Genomic DNA, 17172 nt, shown 5'->3' on the forward strand with positions numbered 1-17172 from the left:
CGGGAGGGAGCGTTGTTGTTGCCCGCCGGGGTTTTGCGTGGTGGTGCGCGCGGGCGCTCCCAGGTTTGAAACAATTTGTCTGACTTGGCCGGTGCGATGGCTTGCCGGAGCGGCCTGCGCTGCTATTATGACGATATGAGCCGTTTTCACGGCGCGGGTTCGCGGTGGCTACGCTTTGCGGCGGAGGCTGCCGGGCAGCGCAGAAGGATGGCTGGATAATATGTGTTCATCCGCCAGTGATGGCGGCACTTTATTGCCGCGCCCGGGGGGCGCGTTTTCCAGGAGCAGAATCTATGTCTCGTAAATCCGCGGAATCCACCAGGGATGTGTTGATCGACAATGTGAAGTCCACGCTGCATGATGCCGAGGCCTTGTTGCGTGAAGCCGCTGCCAGCAGTGGCGAGAAGGCTGCCGAGCTGCGTGAGCGTGCATTGGTTTCGCTCAAGCGTACCCGCGAAGCGGTGCATGACGCGCAGGACGCCATCGTGACGCAAGGCCGCCGTGCTGCTCGCGCGACGGATGATTACGTACATGACAAGCCCTGGCAAGCTGTTGCGGCTGCCGGCGTGCTGGGCCTGCTGCTGGGTCTGGTTATCGGCCGTCGTTGATCGGCGCCTTCAAACCGGGCGCTACCGGGAAATCCGTATGAATCTGAAAGACTCTCTTACTGCGCTGGGCGCGACGGTGCTGGAAGCCTTCCGGACGCGCCTGGAACTGTTCGGGCTGGAACTGGCAGAAGCCCGGCTGCGTCTGGTCAAGCTGCTGGGCATGTTTTTCGTCGCGGTTTTCCTGCTGGCGCTGGCGGTTCTGCTGTTCTCGCTCTGGTTTGCCATGCTGTTCTGGCAAACCGAATACCGCTATGTCGCGTTGGGTGCCCTGGCAGCCGTTTACGCGCTGATCGGGCTCTTCCTGTTGTACCGCCTGCGGCATGACCTGGTACACGGGGAATCGCCGTTCGCTGCCACCCTGGAAGAGCTGCACCGTGACACCGAGATGCTTAAGCACTTCCGCAGCGAGGTGGATGCAGCTGGCCGGGCCCTGGATCGACAGTCGCACCGGGAGGATCAGGCATGAGCAAGAGAATGTCGGATCGCCAGATGAAAATCGCGCTCTTGCGTACCCAGGCTTCCGTTGAACGCGAGCTGCTGCTGCAATACGCCGCATCGGCGCGCGATGGCGTGTCGCGGGTGACGGGGCTGGGTAGCAGGATAGGCGGCAGCGGCATAGTTGGCAGCGCTTTGCGTATCTGGATGCTGGCGCTGCGCCATCCTGTCATTACCTCCACGGCTTCCGCCTGGTTGTTGCGCGGGAAGCGTGCTCGCTGGCTGCGCCTGGGTGGCGTTGCCTTGCTGGCTTGGCGCGTGTTCAACTCGCTGGGCGGGCGCCGCTGACCTGCCGGCATCCGTGCCGATAGCAGTGATACCCACGCCTGGCGTATGCGTTCGTCGGGTGTGGGCCAGTATTTCGGTGATCAGTCAGAAGCCCGTACCGGGCAACTTGCTGTAATATAGAACGATTATCTTTTAGTGCTTTTTGGTCAAGCCATGATCGTTCGGTGGACGGAGATAGAAGCCGCTCCTCCGGTATCCGGAATACTGACGGAAATTCTATGAAGAAACTGCTGGTTGCGCTGCTGGGCGTGGCGTTTTGCGCAGGGGCGCAAGCCGCCCCGGAACGTATCGTGTCGCTGGGCGGCACGGTGACCGAGATCATCTATGACCTGGGCCATGGCGATAGCGTCGTGGCCAGCGATATTTCCAGCATCTATCCGCCCGCTGTGCAGTCCTTGCCCCGCGTCGGCTATTACCGTACCGCGCCGGTGGAAGGCATTGCCGCCATGCAGCCGGATCTGATCCTGGCTTCAGAACAGGCCGGTCCGCAGCAAACTTTCAAGCGTCTGAGCGATCTTGGCATCAAGGTCGTGCAGGTTTCGGACGGCCATTCCGTCGAGTCCCTGTTCGAGCGCATCGACAGCGTGGCAGATGCCCTGGACGACCCGGCGGCCGGCAAGGCATTGACCGAGAAGATCCGCACGGACCTGGACGCCAGCCTGGCATTGCCGGAAACCCCCTTGTCCACCCTGTTCATTATGGTGCGTACCAGCAAGCCGTCGGGGGCAGGGAATGGCACGGCAGTCAATGAAGTCATGAAATTGGCCGGCCTGAAAAATGCCATGGCTGAACAGCAAGGTTACAAGACCCTGTCGGCCGAAGGCGTGATCCAGCTTGCCCCCGAGATGATCGTCACCACGACGATGTCGCTGGAAGCGGTGGGCGGCATGGAAAAATTCCTGCAGTTGCCCGGTGTCTCTGCTACACCGGCTGCCAAGGCGGGCCGGGTGCTGGCGCTCGACGATCTGTTGATCATGGGTATGGGGCCGCGCTTGCCCGAGGCCGTGCGCAGCCTCAAGGAAGCCGCAGCAAAACCGGCCAGCGGCAGCAGCAGCGGTTCCTGACGTGGCACTGAGTTCAAGCCGTGCCCAGCGTGTCGGGCTGCTGGGGTTGACTGTATTTACCCTGTTGATTGCAATACTGGCTGCGGTATCCGGGGCGGTTGAAATTCCCCTGATGCGCATCCCGGCCCTGCTGGCCGGTACCCAGGCGCCAGAGGAAACCCTGTGGCGCAATGTGCTGCTGGATATTCGGCTGCCTCGGGTGTTGTTCGCTTTGCTGGCGGGGGCAGCCCTGGCTGTCTCCGGTGCGGTGATGCAGGCGCTGTTTCGCAACCCGCTGGCCGAGCCTGGCCTGGTCGGGATTTCGGCTGGCGGTTCACTGGGTGCTGTCGGGGCCATTGTGTTGACCAATGGCGGCTTCTGGGTGCTGGCGCCTTCTGCCTTTGTCGGCAGTCTGCTGGCAACCATGCTGGCCTATATGCTGGGCCGCCGCTTCCCCGGCGTGGCCGGCCTGCTGCTGGCAGGGATTGCAATCAATGCCGTGGCTGGCAGCATCATCGGTATCTTCACGTTCATCGCCACGGATACCCAGCTGCGCGATCTGACCTTCTGGAGCATGGGCAGTCTGGCGGCGGCTGATTGGAAGTTGCTGTCCTACCTGGCTCCCTGGCTGGTGATCGTGGGCGTCTGGATGCTGTTCCAGTGGCGGGCGCTCAATGCCTTGCTGTTGGGCGAGCGTGAGGCCCAGCACCTGGGTTATGCCCTGAAATCCATCCGTCGGCGCCTGGTGGTAGGAACGGCACTGATTGTCGGGCCGCTGGTTGCCGTGACGGGAGGGATTGCATTCGTCGGTTTGGTGGTGCCACACTTGATCCGCCTGACTTTCGGCGCCGATCACCGCTGGTTGCTGCCGGGCTCGGTCGTGGCGGGTGGCCTGGGCTTGACGCTGGCTGACTGGGTGTCACGCATTGCGGTGATTCCTGCCGAGCTGCCCATCGGGTTGGTGACCAGCCTGATCGGCGGTCCGTTCTTCTTGTGGCTGCTGGCCCGTCGCAAGGGGCTGACATGAGCCTGAGTGCAAATACGATCGCAGTTTCCCGGCGAACGCGCGAAATTCTGTCGGATGTCTCGCTGGACTTGTTGTCCGGCAGTGTTGTCGCCTTGCTGGGTGCCAACGGCGCGGGGAAGTCCACCTTGCTGGGCGCCTTGGCCAATGAACTCTCATACCAGCGCGGGCAGGTCACGCTGGACGGCACCGAGCTGGCGGACGTCGGGCATCATGGCCTGGCGCGCCGTCGAGCCGTGCTGCCACAGCATTCCTCGCTGTCCTTTGATATGCCGGTGGATCAGGTGGTGGCCATGGGCGCCTATCCTTTTCCTGAGGTCGAACCAGTAGTTGTCGAGTCGGAAATCCGTCGTGCCCTGGCCTGTGTCGAGTGCGAGGGGTTTCTGGGGCGGCGCTACGGGGAGCTTTCCGGTGGCGAGCAGCAACGGGTGCAAAGCGCTCGGGTCTTGCTGCAATGCCTGGTAGGCCGCACTGTGGGCGATGCCCGTTATCTGATGCTGGATGAACCTACCGCCAGCCTGGACCCGCGTCACCAGCAGGGCTTGTTGCGCGCAGTGACCCAACTGGCGGCGACAGAGCGTCTCGGGGTGCTGGCCATCTTGCATGACGTCAATCTGGCGGCGCGCTGGTGTGACCGTATCGCCTTGCTGGCGCAAGGCCGGCTGATTGCATGCGGTTCGCCGGCAGAGGTACTGACCGAAGCCAATCTGGCCGAGGTCTATGACATGCCTGTCCGGGTATTGCCGCACCCTTTGGCGCCTGAGCGGCCCTTGGTCTGTTTTGATCTGGACTGACAGCGGCTGCGCTGGCGCCCTGTCCCTCTGGAACAGGGCGGTCCAGTGATGGCCGGCACGGGCTGGTGTTGTTACAGCCCGAGCGTTTCCCACATGGCATCGACCCGGTCTTGCACCGATTTGTCCATGGTGATCGGACGGCCCCACTCCCGGCTGGTTTCTCCTGGCCACTTGTTGGTGGCATCGAAGCCCATCTTGCCACCCAAGCCCGAGACCGGCGAAGCAAAGTCCAGGTAGTCGATCGGCGTGTTTTCCACTGGAACCGCATCGCGCACCGGATCCATCCGCGTCGTCATGGCCCAGACCACTTCTTTCCAGTCACGGATGTTGATGTCCTCATCGACCACGATGATGAACTTCGTGTACATGAACTGGCGCAGAATGCTCCAGATGCCGAACATTACGCGCTTGGCATGACCAGCGTATTGCTTGCGGATCGAAACGATGGCCAGACGGTAGCTGCAACCCTCGGGGGGCAGATAGAAATCGGTGATTTCCGGCAGTTGCCGGCGCAGCAGCGGCACGAAGACTTCATTGAGTGCGACGCCGAGCACGGCAGGTTCGTCTGGCGGTTTGCCGGTGTAGGTCGTGTGGTAAATCGGATCGCGGCGCATGGTGATGCGATCGACGGTAAAGACCGGAAACCAGTCCTGTTCGTTGTAATAGCCGGTATGGTCTCCATAAGGGCCTTCCAGCGCCATTTCATAACCGCTGTCCGGTGGCGGCGGGGCGCCTTCGGGCACGGTTGGCGCAATGGCGCGTGGGTCGCTGCTGGGCAGCAGATGGCCTTCCAGAATGATTTCCGCGCGGGCCGGAACCGACAGCTTGCTGCCTAGCGCCGACGCGACCTCGGTGCGGCCACCGCGCAGCAGTCCGGCGAACTGGTATTCCGACAGGCTGTCCGGCACTGGCGTGACGGCACCCAGGATGGTGGCAGGGTCGGCGCCCAATGCCACGGCCACCGGGAACGGCTGCCCAGGATTGGCCAGTTGGTGATCACGGAAATCCAGCGCGCCGCCGCGGTGCGACAGCCAGCGCATGATGAGCTTGTTGCGCCCCAGCAGTTGCTGGCGGTAGATGCCGAGGTTCTGGCGTTTGGAACGCGGGCCTTGGGTGATGACCAGGCCCCAGGTCAGCAGCGGGGCGGCATCGCCGGGCCAGCAGTGCTGCAAGGGCAGCTGGTTCAGATCGACATCATTGCCTTCCAGCACAATTTCCTGGCAGGCAGGACTACGTACATTGCTCGGGCGCATATCCCAGAGCGCGGCCTTGAGCATGCCGACTTTGGCGAACGTGTCGCGCAGGCCGCGGGGCGGTTCGGGTTCGCGCAGGGATGCCAACAGCTCCCCCGTCTCGCGCAGGGCCGACACATCTTCGGCGCCCATGCCCCAGGCGACGCGCTGCGGCGTGCCGAACAGATTGGCCAGGACAGGCATGGAAGCCTGGGCGCCGTTGTGGCGGGCGTTTTCGAACAAAAGCGCCGGGCCGCCCTGGCGCAGCACGCGGTCGCCGATTTCGGTCATTTCCAGGTGCGTGGATACCGGCGCACTGATGCGCCGCAGCGCATCGCGCTGTTCTAGCTGGGCAATGAAATCCCTGAGGTCGCGATACTTCAAGATGACTCCTGACGAAACGAAGCCGATTGTAAAAAACGTTTCCTGCCGGCTCCCTTTGCCTTTGCGGGCGGGGAGCTCGGGTGAAAGAGGTTAACATCCGGGCTTGATTGGTATGTTATTGATGGAGTGTAACCATGTCCGCAGATCCTGAATCCGGGAGCTGGCGGCGGTATGCGAAGAGCGCGTACGGTTCATTGGGGGCGCTGACTCGGGTCGGTACCCGCTATCTGGGGCTCGGCGTATTGGTCGCTGGCCTGTTGACAGCCTTGTTGCCTGATGTGCGCCAGCAGATGGTGCGTATTCAGCAGGCTGTGCTGGCGGAGATCTATCCGCTGGAATCCGAATCCTTTGCGAATGCCTCGGTTCAGACCTTGGGCCAGAATGCACCCGTTGCTGGCGGTACGCAAGGATTGGCGGCGTTGAACCACGTTTCCCTGCCTCTGGAAATCATGCGCGAGCTGGGCGTCAGTATTGGACAGGTCGATGCCCTGCGCAGCTATATCGCACGCAAGTACCGTGTTGCCTATGATGCAACGGGCGGTGTCGTGGCCACCAGTTTCCGCGTGGCCCATGAGAAGGAACTCGATCCGCTGCTGTTGCTGGCGGTGATCGCCATCGAGTCGCGTTACAACCCGCTGGCCGAAAGCTCGGTTGGTGCGCAGGGACTGATGCAGGTGATGACCCGAGTGCACCGTGACAAGCTGGATCCGTTTGGTGGTCCGTCGCAAGCGCTCAATCCCGTTGTGAATATCAATGTCGGCAGCATGATTCTGTCTGACTGTATTCGCCGCCGAGGTTCGGTGCAGGGAGGGCTGGCCTGTTATGTCGGCGCGACCGGTCCGTCCGATGGCGGTTATGGCGCGCGTGTTCTGGCCGAGCGCCGCCGGCTGGCACTGGCCGCCGGCATTCCGCTGGTGCGCTGAAGCCGGCAGGCCTTTGGCGGCCTGATCCCGCTTGGCACCGTGGCCGGCGGGCGGCCACGGTGTGTGTTTGTGCCGGCTTCCTGGCGTCCGCTTGCTTGTAGCTGGCCAGGCAGGCTCAGCGACCAAGCATCTTGCCCATGCGGGCAACAGCTTCTTCCAGTTTTTCGGTGGCCGTTGCATAGGAGAAGCGCATGCTGCGGGCTCCGTGCGCCGGTCCGAAGTCATGCCCCGGTACGGCGGCAATGCCGGCCTCATTCAGCAGGCGCTGCGAGAAGACCGCGCTATCGCTGGCGTGTGCGCTGATATCCGCATAGATATAGAAGGCCCCGTCAGGCCGGGCATCCACGCGCAGGCCCAGCTGCTCGAAAGCGGGCAGCAGAAAGTCGCGCCGCGCCTGGAATATTTTGCGGCGTTCTTCGTAAATGGCCAGGGATGCGGGTTCAAAACATGCCAGCGCGGCATATTGTGCGAGGGCTGGCGGGCAGATCATCAAGTTGGATGCCAGTTTCTCCACCACTTCAACCAAAGGTTCCGGCACGATCATCCAGCCCAGGCGCCAGCCGGTCATATGGAAGTATTTGGAAAAGCTGTTCAGGATGATCAGCTCATCATCCAGGGCCAGGGCCGAGCGCGGCGTCTGTTCGTAAGACAAGCCCAGATAGATTTCATCGACGATGGAAAAGCCGCCGCGGGCACGCACGGCTTGCAGCAACTCGGCCAGGGCCGCATGTGAAATGGAGGTGCCGGTGGGGTTGCTGGGCGACGCCACCAGAATGCCGCGCGTCTGTGCGCGCCAGTGGGCCGCGATGCTTGCGGCCGACAGTTGATAGCGTTCGCTTGCCTGGCACGGGATCAGGCGCGAAATGCCGCCAGCGCAACTGATGAAGTTGCGGTTGGCAGGATAGCAGGGGTCGGGCATCAGAATTTCATCGCCCGGATTGATGAGCGTGAGCGCAGCCAGCAGCAAAGCGCCGGATGCGCCCTGGGTGACGACAACGCGCGCGGGATCCACGGGGGCGCCCAGCTGTTCGCCGTAGTAGCGCGCAATGGCTTCGCGCAGAGCGGGGATACCCAGTGTGGGGGTATAGCCGCTCAAACCGTCGCGGGCGGCGCGCGCCAAGGCATCCAGCACGGGTTCCGGGGCGGTGAAATCGGGTTCACCGATGCCCAGGCTGATGATGTCCGCACCGGCTGCCTGGCGTGCCAGGGCCTGTTTGAAAATTTCCATGGCCTGAAATGGCTGGACATCCAGGGTGCGCTGCGCGGGGGAGGGGGATGGCATGAGAGTCCTGAGCGGAATGGGCATATCCGGCAGCGGAACCTGCCGGTCAAAAACAGGATTGTAGTAAGCCATGGCAGGGCAGGCCAGCCCGGGTGCCAAGATTGCTTTGCATGCGCAGCGTGGCGGAATGCGGCGTTTTCCGCGTTAAGGGGCTAGAATGGCCTCCCGTATATCCCTATCATCAACACGGTTTTCGGATTCGCCATGGTTAACGATACTCTGCGTCAGACTGCACTCGATTATCACGAGAAAGGTCGTCCCGGCAAATTGTCGGTTGTGCCGACCAAGCAATTGAGCAATCAGCGTGATATGGCTCTGGCCTATTCACCGGGTGTAGCGGTGCCCTGCGAAGAGATCGTGGCCGACCCCGACAATGCGTTTCGCTATACCGGCAAGGGCAACCTGGTCGGCGTGATTACCAACGGTTCCGCCGTGCTTGGGCTGGGCAATATCGGCGCGCTGGCGTCCAAGCCGGTCATGGAAGGCAAGGCCGTGCTGTTCAAGAAATTCGCCGGCATTGATGTGTTTGATATTGAAATCAAGGAGTCCGATCCGCAGAAGCTGATCGACATCATTGCCAGCCTGGAGCCTACCTTTGGCGGCATCAATCTGGAAGATATCAAGGCGCCGGAGTGCTTCACGGTAGAGCGGACGCTGCGTGAGCGCATGAACATTCCGGTGTTCCACGACGACCAGCATGGCACGGCCATCTGCGTGGCGGCAGCCATCATCAATGGCCTGCGCGTGGTGGAAAAGGACATCAAGGATATCAAGCTGGTGGCGTCCGGGGCAGGTGCTGCCGCCCTTGCCTGTCTGGATCTGCTGGTGGAACTGGGCCTGCCGCGTGAGCATATCTGGGTCACGGATATTGTCGGCGTGGTCTATGAAGGCCGCACCGAACTGATGGATGAGAACAAGGCGCGCTATGCGCAGGCGACCGATGCCCGGACGCTGGCCGATGTCATTGGCGGGGCCGATGTGTTCCTCGGTGCGTCGGCCGGCGGCGTGCTCAAGCAGGATATGGTCAAGGCCATGGCGGCCCGGCCGCTGATTCTGGCGCTGGCCAATCCGCAGCCGGAAATCCTGCCCGAAGAGGCGCATGCGGCGCGTGATGATGTAGTGATTGCAACCGGCCGCTCGGATTATCCCAACCAGGTCAATAACGTGCTGTGCTTCCCGTACATCTTCCGCGGTGCGCTGGATGTCGGCGCAACCACGATCACGCTGGAGATGGAAAAGGCAGCGGTTTACGCCATCGCCGATCTGGCCAAGGAAGAGCAGGATGAAACCGTTGCAGCGGCCTACGGGTCGTACGGCACATCGTTTGGCCCGGAATACTTCATTCCCAAGCCCTTTGATCCGCGCTTGCTGGTGCGCATCGCCCCGGCGGTAGCCCGGGCAGCCATGGAAGGCGGTGTGGCGCGGCGTCCGATTGCCGACATGGCCAGCTACGTGGCGCAACTGCAGCAGTTCGTCTATCACTCCGGCGCCTTCATGCGTCCCGCATTCGCGGAGGCCAAGCGCCTGGTGGCCGAAGGTGGCAAAGTGCGCATCGTGTTCGCAGAAGGCGAGGACGAACGGGTCTTGCGTGCTGTCCAGGTGGTCGTGGATGAAAAGCTGGCCAAGCCCATTCTGGTCGGCCGCCCCAACGTATTGGCCAGCCGGATTGAAAAATTCGGCCTGCGCCTGCGTCTGGGCGTGGATGTGGAAGTCACCAATCCCGAGTTTGACGAGCGCTTCAACCGCTACTGGAGCACCTACTGGGACCTCATGAGCCGGCGCGGCATTTCCAAGGAAATGGCACGGGTGGAAATGCGCCGTCGCCTGACGCTGATCGGCGCCATGATGGTGCGCCTGGGCGATGCCGACGGGATGGTCTGCGGCACGGTCGGTTCCTATGGCAATCACCTGCAACTGATCGACGAAGTGATAGGCAAGCGACCCGGCGCCAATACCTACGCGGCCATGAACATCCTGCTGCTGGAGTCGCGTGCGCTGGCGCTGGTCGATACGCACGTCAATGATGATCCTACCGCCGAGCAGATCGCGGAGTTCACCATTGCGGCAGCCGAGGAAATGCGCCGGCTGAAGTTGGTGCCCAAGGTGGCCTTGCTGTCGCGCTCGAACTTCGGTGGGGGCGGTGCGCGTTCGGGTGAAAAGATGCGTGCGGCGCTGGCCTTGCTGCGTGAGCGTGCGCCGGATCTGGAGGTCGATGGGGAAATGCATGGCGATTGCGCGCTGGACGAAAGCCTGCGCATGCGCATTCTGCCGTCCTCGACCTTGTCGGGCGAAGCCAACCTGCTGGTCTGCCCCAATGTCGATGCCGGCAATATCGCCTACAACCTGTTGAAAACGGCGGCGGGCGGCAATATCGCCATCGGCCCCTTCCTGCTGGGCGCCAATGCGCCGGTCAATGTGTTGACCTCCAGCGCGACGGTACGCCGCATCGTCAACATGACCGCGCTGACGGTAGTGGATGCCAATAGCGGGCGCTGATTGCCCCCTGGTTTTTCCGCCGTGCTGATGATGGCGCCATTCCTGTGACGGGGATGGCGCCATTTTTGATTCGGGAGGACGATGAGATCGTCCGGGGGGCGGGAACCTTGGCTGCCTGGAAAGGTCTGGATATGCAATGATGGGGTATCGTGACAACGAAATGCACGGGAAATGGAACGGCGGGAAAAAAATCCGGTATTCTTCGCCCGCGCGGTCTGGCGCAGCCATGACAGCCTGCCGCATCCGGCGCTTCGTTTGCTCTGCCCATGGTGGTGGAACTTGGCCGAAGCCAACCGGGGCAGCCGTGTCTCCAGGTGAGGCAGGCAGGTGGCCCGTCCCCCGCGTATTGCCGGGAATACCCGGGAATTGATTGGATTACGCTATGCCGATACGATGCGGCCTAGCGAGACTGTTACTGCGTTGTTCAGGGAGACGCAAACATGAGTTCGACCCCTTCAAACGGTCTGGCGCAGGCGCTTCAGCGCGGGGGTGCCATTGATCTGGACCAGGTGGATGCCGCCGGCCTGGAAGCCGCCGCGTCCGCACAGGGCCTGGGTTTCTTTATTGCAGATTGCGACCGGGCGCGCAGCCGTTCGGCGGTATTGCGTGCCATCGCCAAGGCCGTGGATTTTCCCGTGTTCTTCGGCAACGATATGGACAGCCTTTACGACTGCCTGGCAGACACGGTGCAGGAACAGCGCCAGGGCGTGCTGTTGTATTTGCGCCGCCTGCATTCCGGCGATCCGGCGCTGGAAGGCGATGCGCGGGAAATCCAGATTGTCTGCGAGAACGTGGCCGAGGCCGTGGCGGACACCGGCAAGGTTTTTGCCTTTGTCATCGAGCATGCCGGGCGTCATCCCGAGCCGGAGCCAGGGCTGGCGCAATCCTGGAGCGCTCAGGCTGGCGGCGACGAAGAATAAATCATCAGGTGGCCGGCATCTTGCACAAATGGGTCGGGCCACACGGATTTTTCGTTTTCAACAAATGTCAGTTCCCTGTCCCTGGGGCCTGGCGAGCGTTACAATAGCGTGAAAGGCACTGTCTCATGGCAGTGCCACTTCGGGTTCATTCTTCTCGTGACCGCATCATGCTCCGTCAACGCACCATCAAAAATGTCGTACGTACCGCTGGCGTTGGCCTGCACTCAGGCCTGCGGGTAGAACTCGTCATGCGTCCGGCGGCACCCGATACCGGCATCGTCTTTCACCGCGTCGATTTGCCGGAAGTTGTCGATCTTCCCGCGCTGGCCGATCAGGTGGGTGATACCCGGCTGGCTTCTGTGTTGCAGCAGGGCAACGTACGGGTCTCCACAGTGGAACATATCATGTCGGCGCTGGCAGGTCTGGGCATCGACAATATCCACATCGACCTGACGGCGGAAGAAGTCCCCATCATGGATGGCAGCGCCGGTACCTTCGTGTACTTGTTGCGTTCGGCAGGCATCGAAGAACAGAAAGCGCCCAAGAAATTCCTGCGCGTGCTCAAGACGGTCGAAGTCCGTGAAGGCGAGGGCCGCAATGAAAAGTGGGCGCGCCTGGAGCCGTACAACGGTTTCTCCATGGCGTTTTCCATTGATTTCCACCATCCGGCCATCGACGCGACGGCAGGGTTTGCGGAAATCGACTTCGCCACCCATTCCTACACCCGCGAAATCGCGCGTGCACGCACCTTCGGTTTCGTCAATGAGGTTGAAGCGCTGCGCGCGGTCGGCCTGGCGCGTGGCGGCAGCCTGGACAACGCCATCGTGATGGACGAGTACCGTGTGCTCAACAACGATGGCCTGCGCTATGACGATGAGTTCGTCAAACACAAGATTCTCGACGCGATTGGCGATCTTTACCTGATCGGCAAGCCGCTGATGGCGCGCTATGTCGCCTGCAAGTCCGGCCACGCCCTGAACAACCGGATTTCTCGTGCCCTGCTCGAACAGCAGGATGCCTGGGAAATCGTGACCTTCGAGGAAGAGCAAGCGGAAGCGGCGCCGGTGTTTCAGCGCGCCTGGAAGCTGGCCTGAATTCATGGCAGTTTGCCGGCCAGCCTGAGTGGAGCCGCACAGGCGCTGGCGCTGCTGAAAAAAGCCCCTTGTTGTCTGGCAGCTGCCAGGCGACAAGGGGCTTTTTGCTCAATATTTCGCTTGTTCAGCGGGTGGAATCGTCCGGATTCCCGGGGGCGTGATGGCGCAATAGGCGGGCCACGGCATCGGCCAGCGGGCCGGGTTGCAGATCCTGGTGCAGCTCGGAAAAGGCTTGCAAGGCAGACGCATCCAGCGGATGTGCCGTTGGTTTGGGACGCTGCCATTGAGACTTCAATTGTCGCAAATCTGCTTGAATCCTGATGCTAATTTCGGTAAGGTTCCAGCCTTGAGCGCACAGCGTCCTGCTGATCGAGGGCGCCAATTGCCGCAGTTTCGCCGCATGCGCGGCGCTGGGAACGGCCAGCAGCAGCCGGTTCTGTTCGGCACGCGCCACCTCGCATACCGCTCCCAGAGCGGTCGGCAGTATCTTTTGCAGCGCCTCCTGTATCTGAAGATGGTGCTTGGCAATGGCCATGATGTTGGAGCCACCAGGGCTGGCATCCAGCCAGTGTTGTATCCGGCTGTCAGTCGTACGGGAACGCATGGTCTTGGCGGTGGTCATACCGTGGCTGCAAGGTTCAAGGGAAGTCTTTGATGAAGATTATGATAGTTCACCGCAGCGGCGGTGAAGTGACGCGGCGGGTTCTGGGCGGTCTGCCTGTGACCTTGCTGCTGGCGGCCGGGCTGGTCGCGGCAGCGGCGCTGGGAGCGCTGGGCATGCGTTACTGGGATGTACGTGGCGGCGTGCCGCGTGAACGTATTATGCCGCCTGAGCAGATTTTGCGCGATTCCGCCTTTCTGCGCGACAACGTAGGCATGCTGGCAGGCAAGGTTGGCGATCTGCAGGCGCGGTTGGCCACGCTGGATGGGTTGGGCCGACGCCTGGCCAACCGCGCTGGCCTGCGCGTGCCGGACGGCGAGTTTCATTCTGGCGCCACGGGTGGTGCCTTGAGCCCGGTGGATGGTGTCATGGATGACACGGATGGCGCTGCCGCCGCGCAGCGCTATAGTGCCGAAGACATCGGCCGCCTGCTGGATGAATTGCAACGCAAGCTCGAAGAGCAATCAGGCATGTACACCGTGCTGGATGCCGCGCTGACGCGCCAGGGCGCCGACATGGCGCGCATGCCCACGCGCCAGCCGCTGGCGGAAAAATACCCTTACCTGTCCTCTTCCTATGGTTGGCGCCGCAACCCGGTGACGGGGCGGATGTCCATGCATGAAGGCCTGGATTTCGCTGCGCCCTCGGGAACGCCCATCGTGGCGGCCTCCGGTGGGGTGGTCGTGGAATCCGGCTACCACAGCGCTTATGGCAACATGGTTGAAATCGACCACGGCGATGGCCTGATCACCCGCTACGCGCATGCGCGCAAGCTGCTGGTGAAAAATGGCGATCTGGTGGCGCCGGGCCAGCAAATAGCGGAAGTCGGTTCGACGGGCCGCTCGACCGGGCCACATTTGCATTTCGAAGTCCGCATGGCCGGGCAGGCGTTGGACCCCAAGCTGTTTCTGGCTGCGAATGCATCTCAAAGCACTTTGGCGGGTATTTTGGACGAAGCCGGGAATAAGTCGTCCCGACTGCGTTAAACTGGGCTGTTTCCTTGTGCGGCGAGTCCGCTAACTGTGACCCCACTCGCATGCTTTCTCTGCTGAAAAAAATCGTTGGCAGCCGTAATGATCGGCTGCTCAAGCAGTATCGGCGCCAAGTGGCGCAAATCAATGCGCTGGAAGATTCCATCAAGGCGCTGTCTGATGAAGCGCTGGCGGCCAAAACCCCAGAGTTCAAAAAGCGGCTGGCCGATGGTGCCAAGCTGGACGACCTGCTGCCCGAGGCTTTCGCCGTCGTGCGTGAAGTCGGCCGCCGTGTGTTCGGCATGCGCCACTTCGATGTGCAATTGATGGGCGGTATGGCCTTGCATGACGGCAAGATCGCCGAAATGCGTACTGGCGAAGGCAAGACGCTGATGGCGACCTTGCCGGTCTATTTGAATGCCCTGGCTGGCCAGGGCGTGCATGTCGTGACGGTCAACGACTACCTGGCGCGGCGTGATGCCGCGCAGATGGCGCGCCTTTACAATTTTCTCGGTCTGACGGTGGGGGTCGTTGTGCCCCAGCAGGACAACGAAGAAAAGCGTGCGGCCTATCGTGCCGACATCACTTACGGCACGAACAACGAATTCGGTTTCGACTACCTGCGCGACAACATGGAATATCGCGCCGATGACAAGCGCCAGCGCAAGCTGTTCTTCGCCATCGTTGACGAAGTCGATTCCATCCTGATCGACGAAGCGCGTACGCCGCTGATCATTTCCGGCCCGGCCGAAGATCATACCCAGATGTATGTGGGCATGAATGCGGTGCCGCCGCTGCTCAAGCGCATGGCCTCCGAGCCCAAGGCGCACGAGCCGGAACCCGAAGGCGATTTCTGGGTGGACGAGAAGAGCCACCAGGTGTATCTGTCCGAGAGCGGCCACGAACATTCCGAACAGATCCTGGCGCGCCTGGGCCTGTTGCCCGAAGGCGAATCGCTGTATGACCCGCGCCACATCACGCTGATGCATCACCTGATGGCGGCGTTGCGTGCGCACAACCTGTTCCATCGCGACCAGCACTATGTCGTGCAGGATGGCGAAGTGGTCATCGTCGATGAGTTCACCGGCCGCCTGATGGTTGGCCGGCGCTGGTCCGACGGCTTGCACCAGGCGGTGGAAGCCAAGGAAGGCGTGAAGATCCAGAACGAGAACCAGACGCTGGCCTCGATCACCTTCCAGAACTACTTCCGCATGTACGACAAGCTGGGCGGCATGACGGGGACGGCAGATACCGAAGCCTACGAATTCCAGCAGATCTACGGCCTGGAAACGGTGATCATCCCGACCAACCGGCCGATGATCCGCAAGGACCAGAACGACCAGGTCTTCAAGACCAACGAAGAAAAGTACAACGCCATCATCGCGGATATCCGCGATTGCCATGAGCGTGGCCAGCCCGTGCTGGTCGGTACGACCAGCATTGAAAACTCCGAGCTGATTTCCGAGCGCCTGCAGGCCGCTGGCCTGCCGCACAGCGTGCTGAACGCCAAGCAGCACGCCCGCGAAGCAGAAATCGTTGCTGAAGCCGGCAAGCCGGGCCACATCACCATCGCTACCAACATGGCGGGCCGTGGTACCGATATCGTATTGGGCGGCAGCATCGAAAAGCAGATCGGCCTGATCCAGCTGGATGACAGCCTGCCCGAAGCCGCCAAGGCCGAGCAGATTGCTGCCGTGCGCGCCGAATGGGAGCCGCTCAACCGCCAGGTGAAGGAAGCCGGTGGCCTGCGCATCATCGGTACCGAACGCCATGAGTCCCGCCGTATCGACAACCAGCTGCGTGGCCGTGCGGGCCGCCAGGGTGATCCGGGTTCGTCGCGTTTCTACCTGTCGCTGGAAGATCCGCTGATGCGTATCTTCGCCGGCGAGCGTGTGCGCGCCATCATGGAACGCCTGCGCCTGCCGGAAGGCGAGCCCATCGAAGCCGGCATGGTGTCGCGCTCCATCGAGACGGCGCAACGCAAGGTCGAGGCGCGCAACTTCGACATCCGCAAGCAACTGCTCGAATACGACGACGTTTCCAACGATCAGCGCAAGGTGATCTACGCCCAGCGCAATGAGGTGCTGGAGTCCGGTTCGTTGACCGAGATGGTCGATAATCTGCGCGACGCAACCTTCCAGGAACTGGTCAGCCGCTATGTGCCGCATGGCACGTTGGAAGAGCAGTGGGATGTGGCAGGCCTGCAGAATGTGCTCGAAGCCGAGTGGCAGCTGCAATTGCCGCTGACCGACAAGCTCGAAAAGCAATCGGATTACGGCGAGGAAGAAATCCTGGCCGATGTCCTGGAAGCGGCGCGCACCGTCTATCACGGCAAGATCGAACGTGTGGGGGCCGAGAGCTGGGAGCAGTTCGAGCGTTCCATTTTGCTGCAGGCCATGGATTTGCAGTGGCGTGTGCACCTGTCTGCGCTGGATCACCTGCGCCAGGGGATTCACCTGCGGGGTTATGCGCAGAAGAATCCGAAGCAGGAGTACAAGCGCGAAGCGTTTGAACTGTTCTCCGATATGCTGGATCGTGTGCGCAATGAAGTCGTCAAGGTATTGATGACGGTGCGTATCCAGTCGCCGGAACAGGTTGAACAAGTCGCCCAGACCGAGCCGGATGCCCAGGTGCGCAATGCGCAGTATCAGGCCGGTGGCGAAACGGTGGATGAGGCAGCACCGGCTGCTGGCGAAACCATGCCGGTGGTGGGGCGCAACGACCCGTGCCCGTGCGGTAGCGGCAAGAAGTACAAGCAATGCCACGGCAAACTGGTTTGATGCCTGTGCAGTGACTGGAGTGTGAGTGTGTTCAGTGGCGCCTTGGGCGCTGCTGGATGGAAAGGCGTGAAAGGGGCAAATGCCCGTTTCACGCCTTTTTTTACTGGTCTGGCGTGTTGGCCTTGCGTGGATTCAGGCCGTTTTGTTCGCGGGTGCCAAACGCCAGCGAGCCTAGGC

The 17172-nt window shown here is 61.8% G+C and carries 15 protein-coding genes; 12 read left to right on the forward strand and 3 right to left on the reverse strand.

The window, feature by feature from the left end; genetic code table 11:
• Positions 1–293 precede the first annotated feature (293 nt).
• The 6 genes from ACNA1V_RS15065 (at position 294) to ACNA1V_RS15090 (ending at position 4252) form a co-directional block, all read left to right on the forward strand.
• Positions 294–608, forward strand: a complete 315-nt coding sequence (locus ACNA1V_RS15065; RefSeq protein WP_415834423.1) for an ElaB/YgaM/YqjD family protein — start codon at positions 294–296, stop codon at positions 606–608.
• 37 nt (positions 609–645) lie between these two features.
• Entirely contained in the window at positions 646–1074 is a 429-nt protein-coding gene (locus tag ACNA1V_RS15070; RefSeq protein WP_415834424.1) for a phage holin family protein, read from the forward strand.
• Positions 1071–1391, forward strand: coding sequence for a hypothetical protein (locus ACNA1V_RS15075; protein WP_415834425.1), 321 nt, complete (start codon positions 1071–1073; stop codon positions 1389–1391). Before ACNA1V_RS15070 ends, ACNA1V_RS15075 begins: the two co-directional genes overlap by 4 nt.
• A gap of 218 nt (positions 1392–1609) precedes the next feature.
• Positions 1610–2455, forward strand: a complete 846-nt coding sequence (locus tag ACNA1V_RS15080) for a heme/hemin ABC transporter substrate-binding protein (RefSeq protein WP_415834426.1) — start codon at positions 1610–1612, stop codon at positions 2453–2455.
• 7 nt (positions 2456–2462) lie between these two features.
• Entirely contained in the window at positions 2463–3461 is a 999-nt protein-coding gene (locus tag ACNA1V_RS15085) for a FecCD family ABC transporter permease (protein ID WP_415834448.1), read from the forward strand.
• Entirely contained in the window at positions 3458–4252 is a 795-nt protein-coding gene (locus ACNA1V_RS15090; protein WP_415834427.1) for a heme ABC transporter ATP-binding protein, read from the forward strand. Before ACNA1V_RS15085 ends, ACNA1V_RS15090 begins: the two co-directional genes overlap by 4 nt.
• Positions 4253–4323: 71 nt before the next feature.
• Here ACNA1V_RS15090 and ACNA1V_RS15095 read toward each other — a convergent pair whose 3' ends face one another.
• Positions 4324–5868, reverse strand: a complete 1545-nt coding sequence (locus ACNA1V_RS15095) for a UbiD family decarboxylase (protein ID WP_415834428.1) — start codon at positions 5866–5868, stop codon at positions 4324–4326.
• 134 nt (positions 5869–6002) lie between these two features.
• On the opposite strand from ACNA1V_RS15095, the gene ACNA1V_RS15100 reads away from it, so the two are divergent.
• The gene (locus ACNA1V_RS15100) at positions 6003–6791 is read left to right on the forward strand and encodes a lytic transglycosylase domain-containing protein (protein ID WP_415834429.1); all 789 of its coding nucleotides are present in this window, start codon (positions 6003–6005) and stop codon (positions 6789–6791) included.
• A gap of 115 nt (positions 6792–6906) precedes the next feature.
• Here the strand turns inward: ACNA1V_RS15100 and ACNA1V_RS15105 are convergent, their stop codons facing one another.
• On the reverse strand, positions 6907–8073 hold the full coding sequence (locus ACNA1V_RS15105; protein ID WP_415834430.1) for a pyridoxal phosphate-dependent aminotransferase: 1167 nt from the start codon (positions 8071–8073) through the stop codon (positions 6907–6909).
• Between the two features lie 204 nt (positions 8074–8277).
• Here ACNA1V_RS15105 and ACNA1V_RS15110 point away from each other — a divergent pair, with 204 nt between their 5' ends.
• The 3 genes from ACNA1V_RS15110 (at position 8278) to lpxC (ending at position 12583) form a co-directional block, all read left to right on the forward strand.
• Positions 8278–10569: an NADP-dependent malic enzyme gene (locus tag ACNA1V_RS15110; protein WP_415834431.1), complete on the forward strand. Its 2292-nt coding sequence runs from the start codon at positions 8278–8280 to the stop codon at positions 10567–10569.
• A 440-nt stretch (positions 10570–11009) separates the two neighbouring features.
• The gene (locus ACNA1V_RS15115; RefSeq protein WP_415834432.1) at positions 11010–11489 is read left to right on the forward strand and encodes a barstar family protein; all 480 of its coding nucleotides are present in this window, start codon (positions 11010–11012) and stop codon (positions 11487–11489) included.
• Between the two features lie 167 nt (positions 11490–11656).
• Positions 11657–12583, forward strand: a complete 927-nt coding sequence (gene lpxC / locus ACNA1V_RS15120; RefSeq protein ID WP_415834449.1) for a UDP-3-O-acyl-N-acetylglucosamine deacetylase — start codon at positions 11657–11659, stop codon at positions 12581–12583.
• Between the two features lie 124 nt (positions 12584–12707).
• On the opposite strand, the gene ACNA1V_RS15125 is transcribed toward lpxC, so the two are convergent.
• Positions 12708–13187, reverse strand: a complete 480-nt coding sequence (locus ACNA1V_RS15125; protein WP_415834450.1) for a DciA family protein — start codon at positions 13185–13187, stop codon at positions 12708–12710.
• A gap of 50 nt (positions 13188–13237) precedes the next feature.
• Between ACNA1V_RS15125 and ACNA1V_RS15130 the strand changes: the two genes are divergently transcribed.
• Both ACNA1V_RS15130 and secA read left to right on the forward strand, forming a co-directional pair.
• Complete coding sequence (locus ACNA1V_RS15130) at positions 13238–14230, forward strand: M23 family metallopeptidase (protein ID WP_415834433.1); 993 nt, start codon at positions 13238–13240, stop codon at positions 14228–14230.
• Between the two features lie 50 nt (positions 14231–14280).
• A complete protein-coding gene (gene secA, locus ACNA1V_RS15135; protein WP_415834434.1) occupies positions 14281–16995 on the forward strand; it encodes a preprotein translocase subunit SecA in 2715 nt (904 codons plus the stop codon).
• Positions 16996–17172 lie beyond the last annotated feature (177 nt).

It is taken from the genome of Kerstersia similis (assembly GCF_965139615.1).
Lineage (GTDB): Bacteria > Pseudomonadota > Gammaproteobacteria > Burkholderiales > Burkholderiaceae_B > Kerstersia > Kerstersia similis.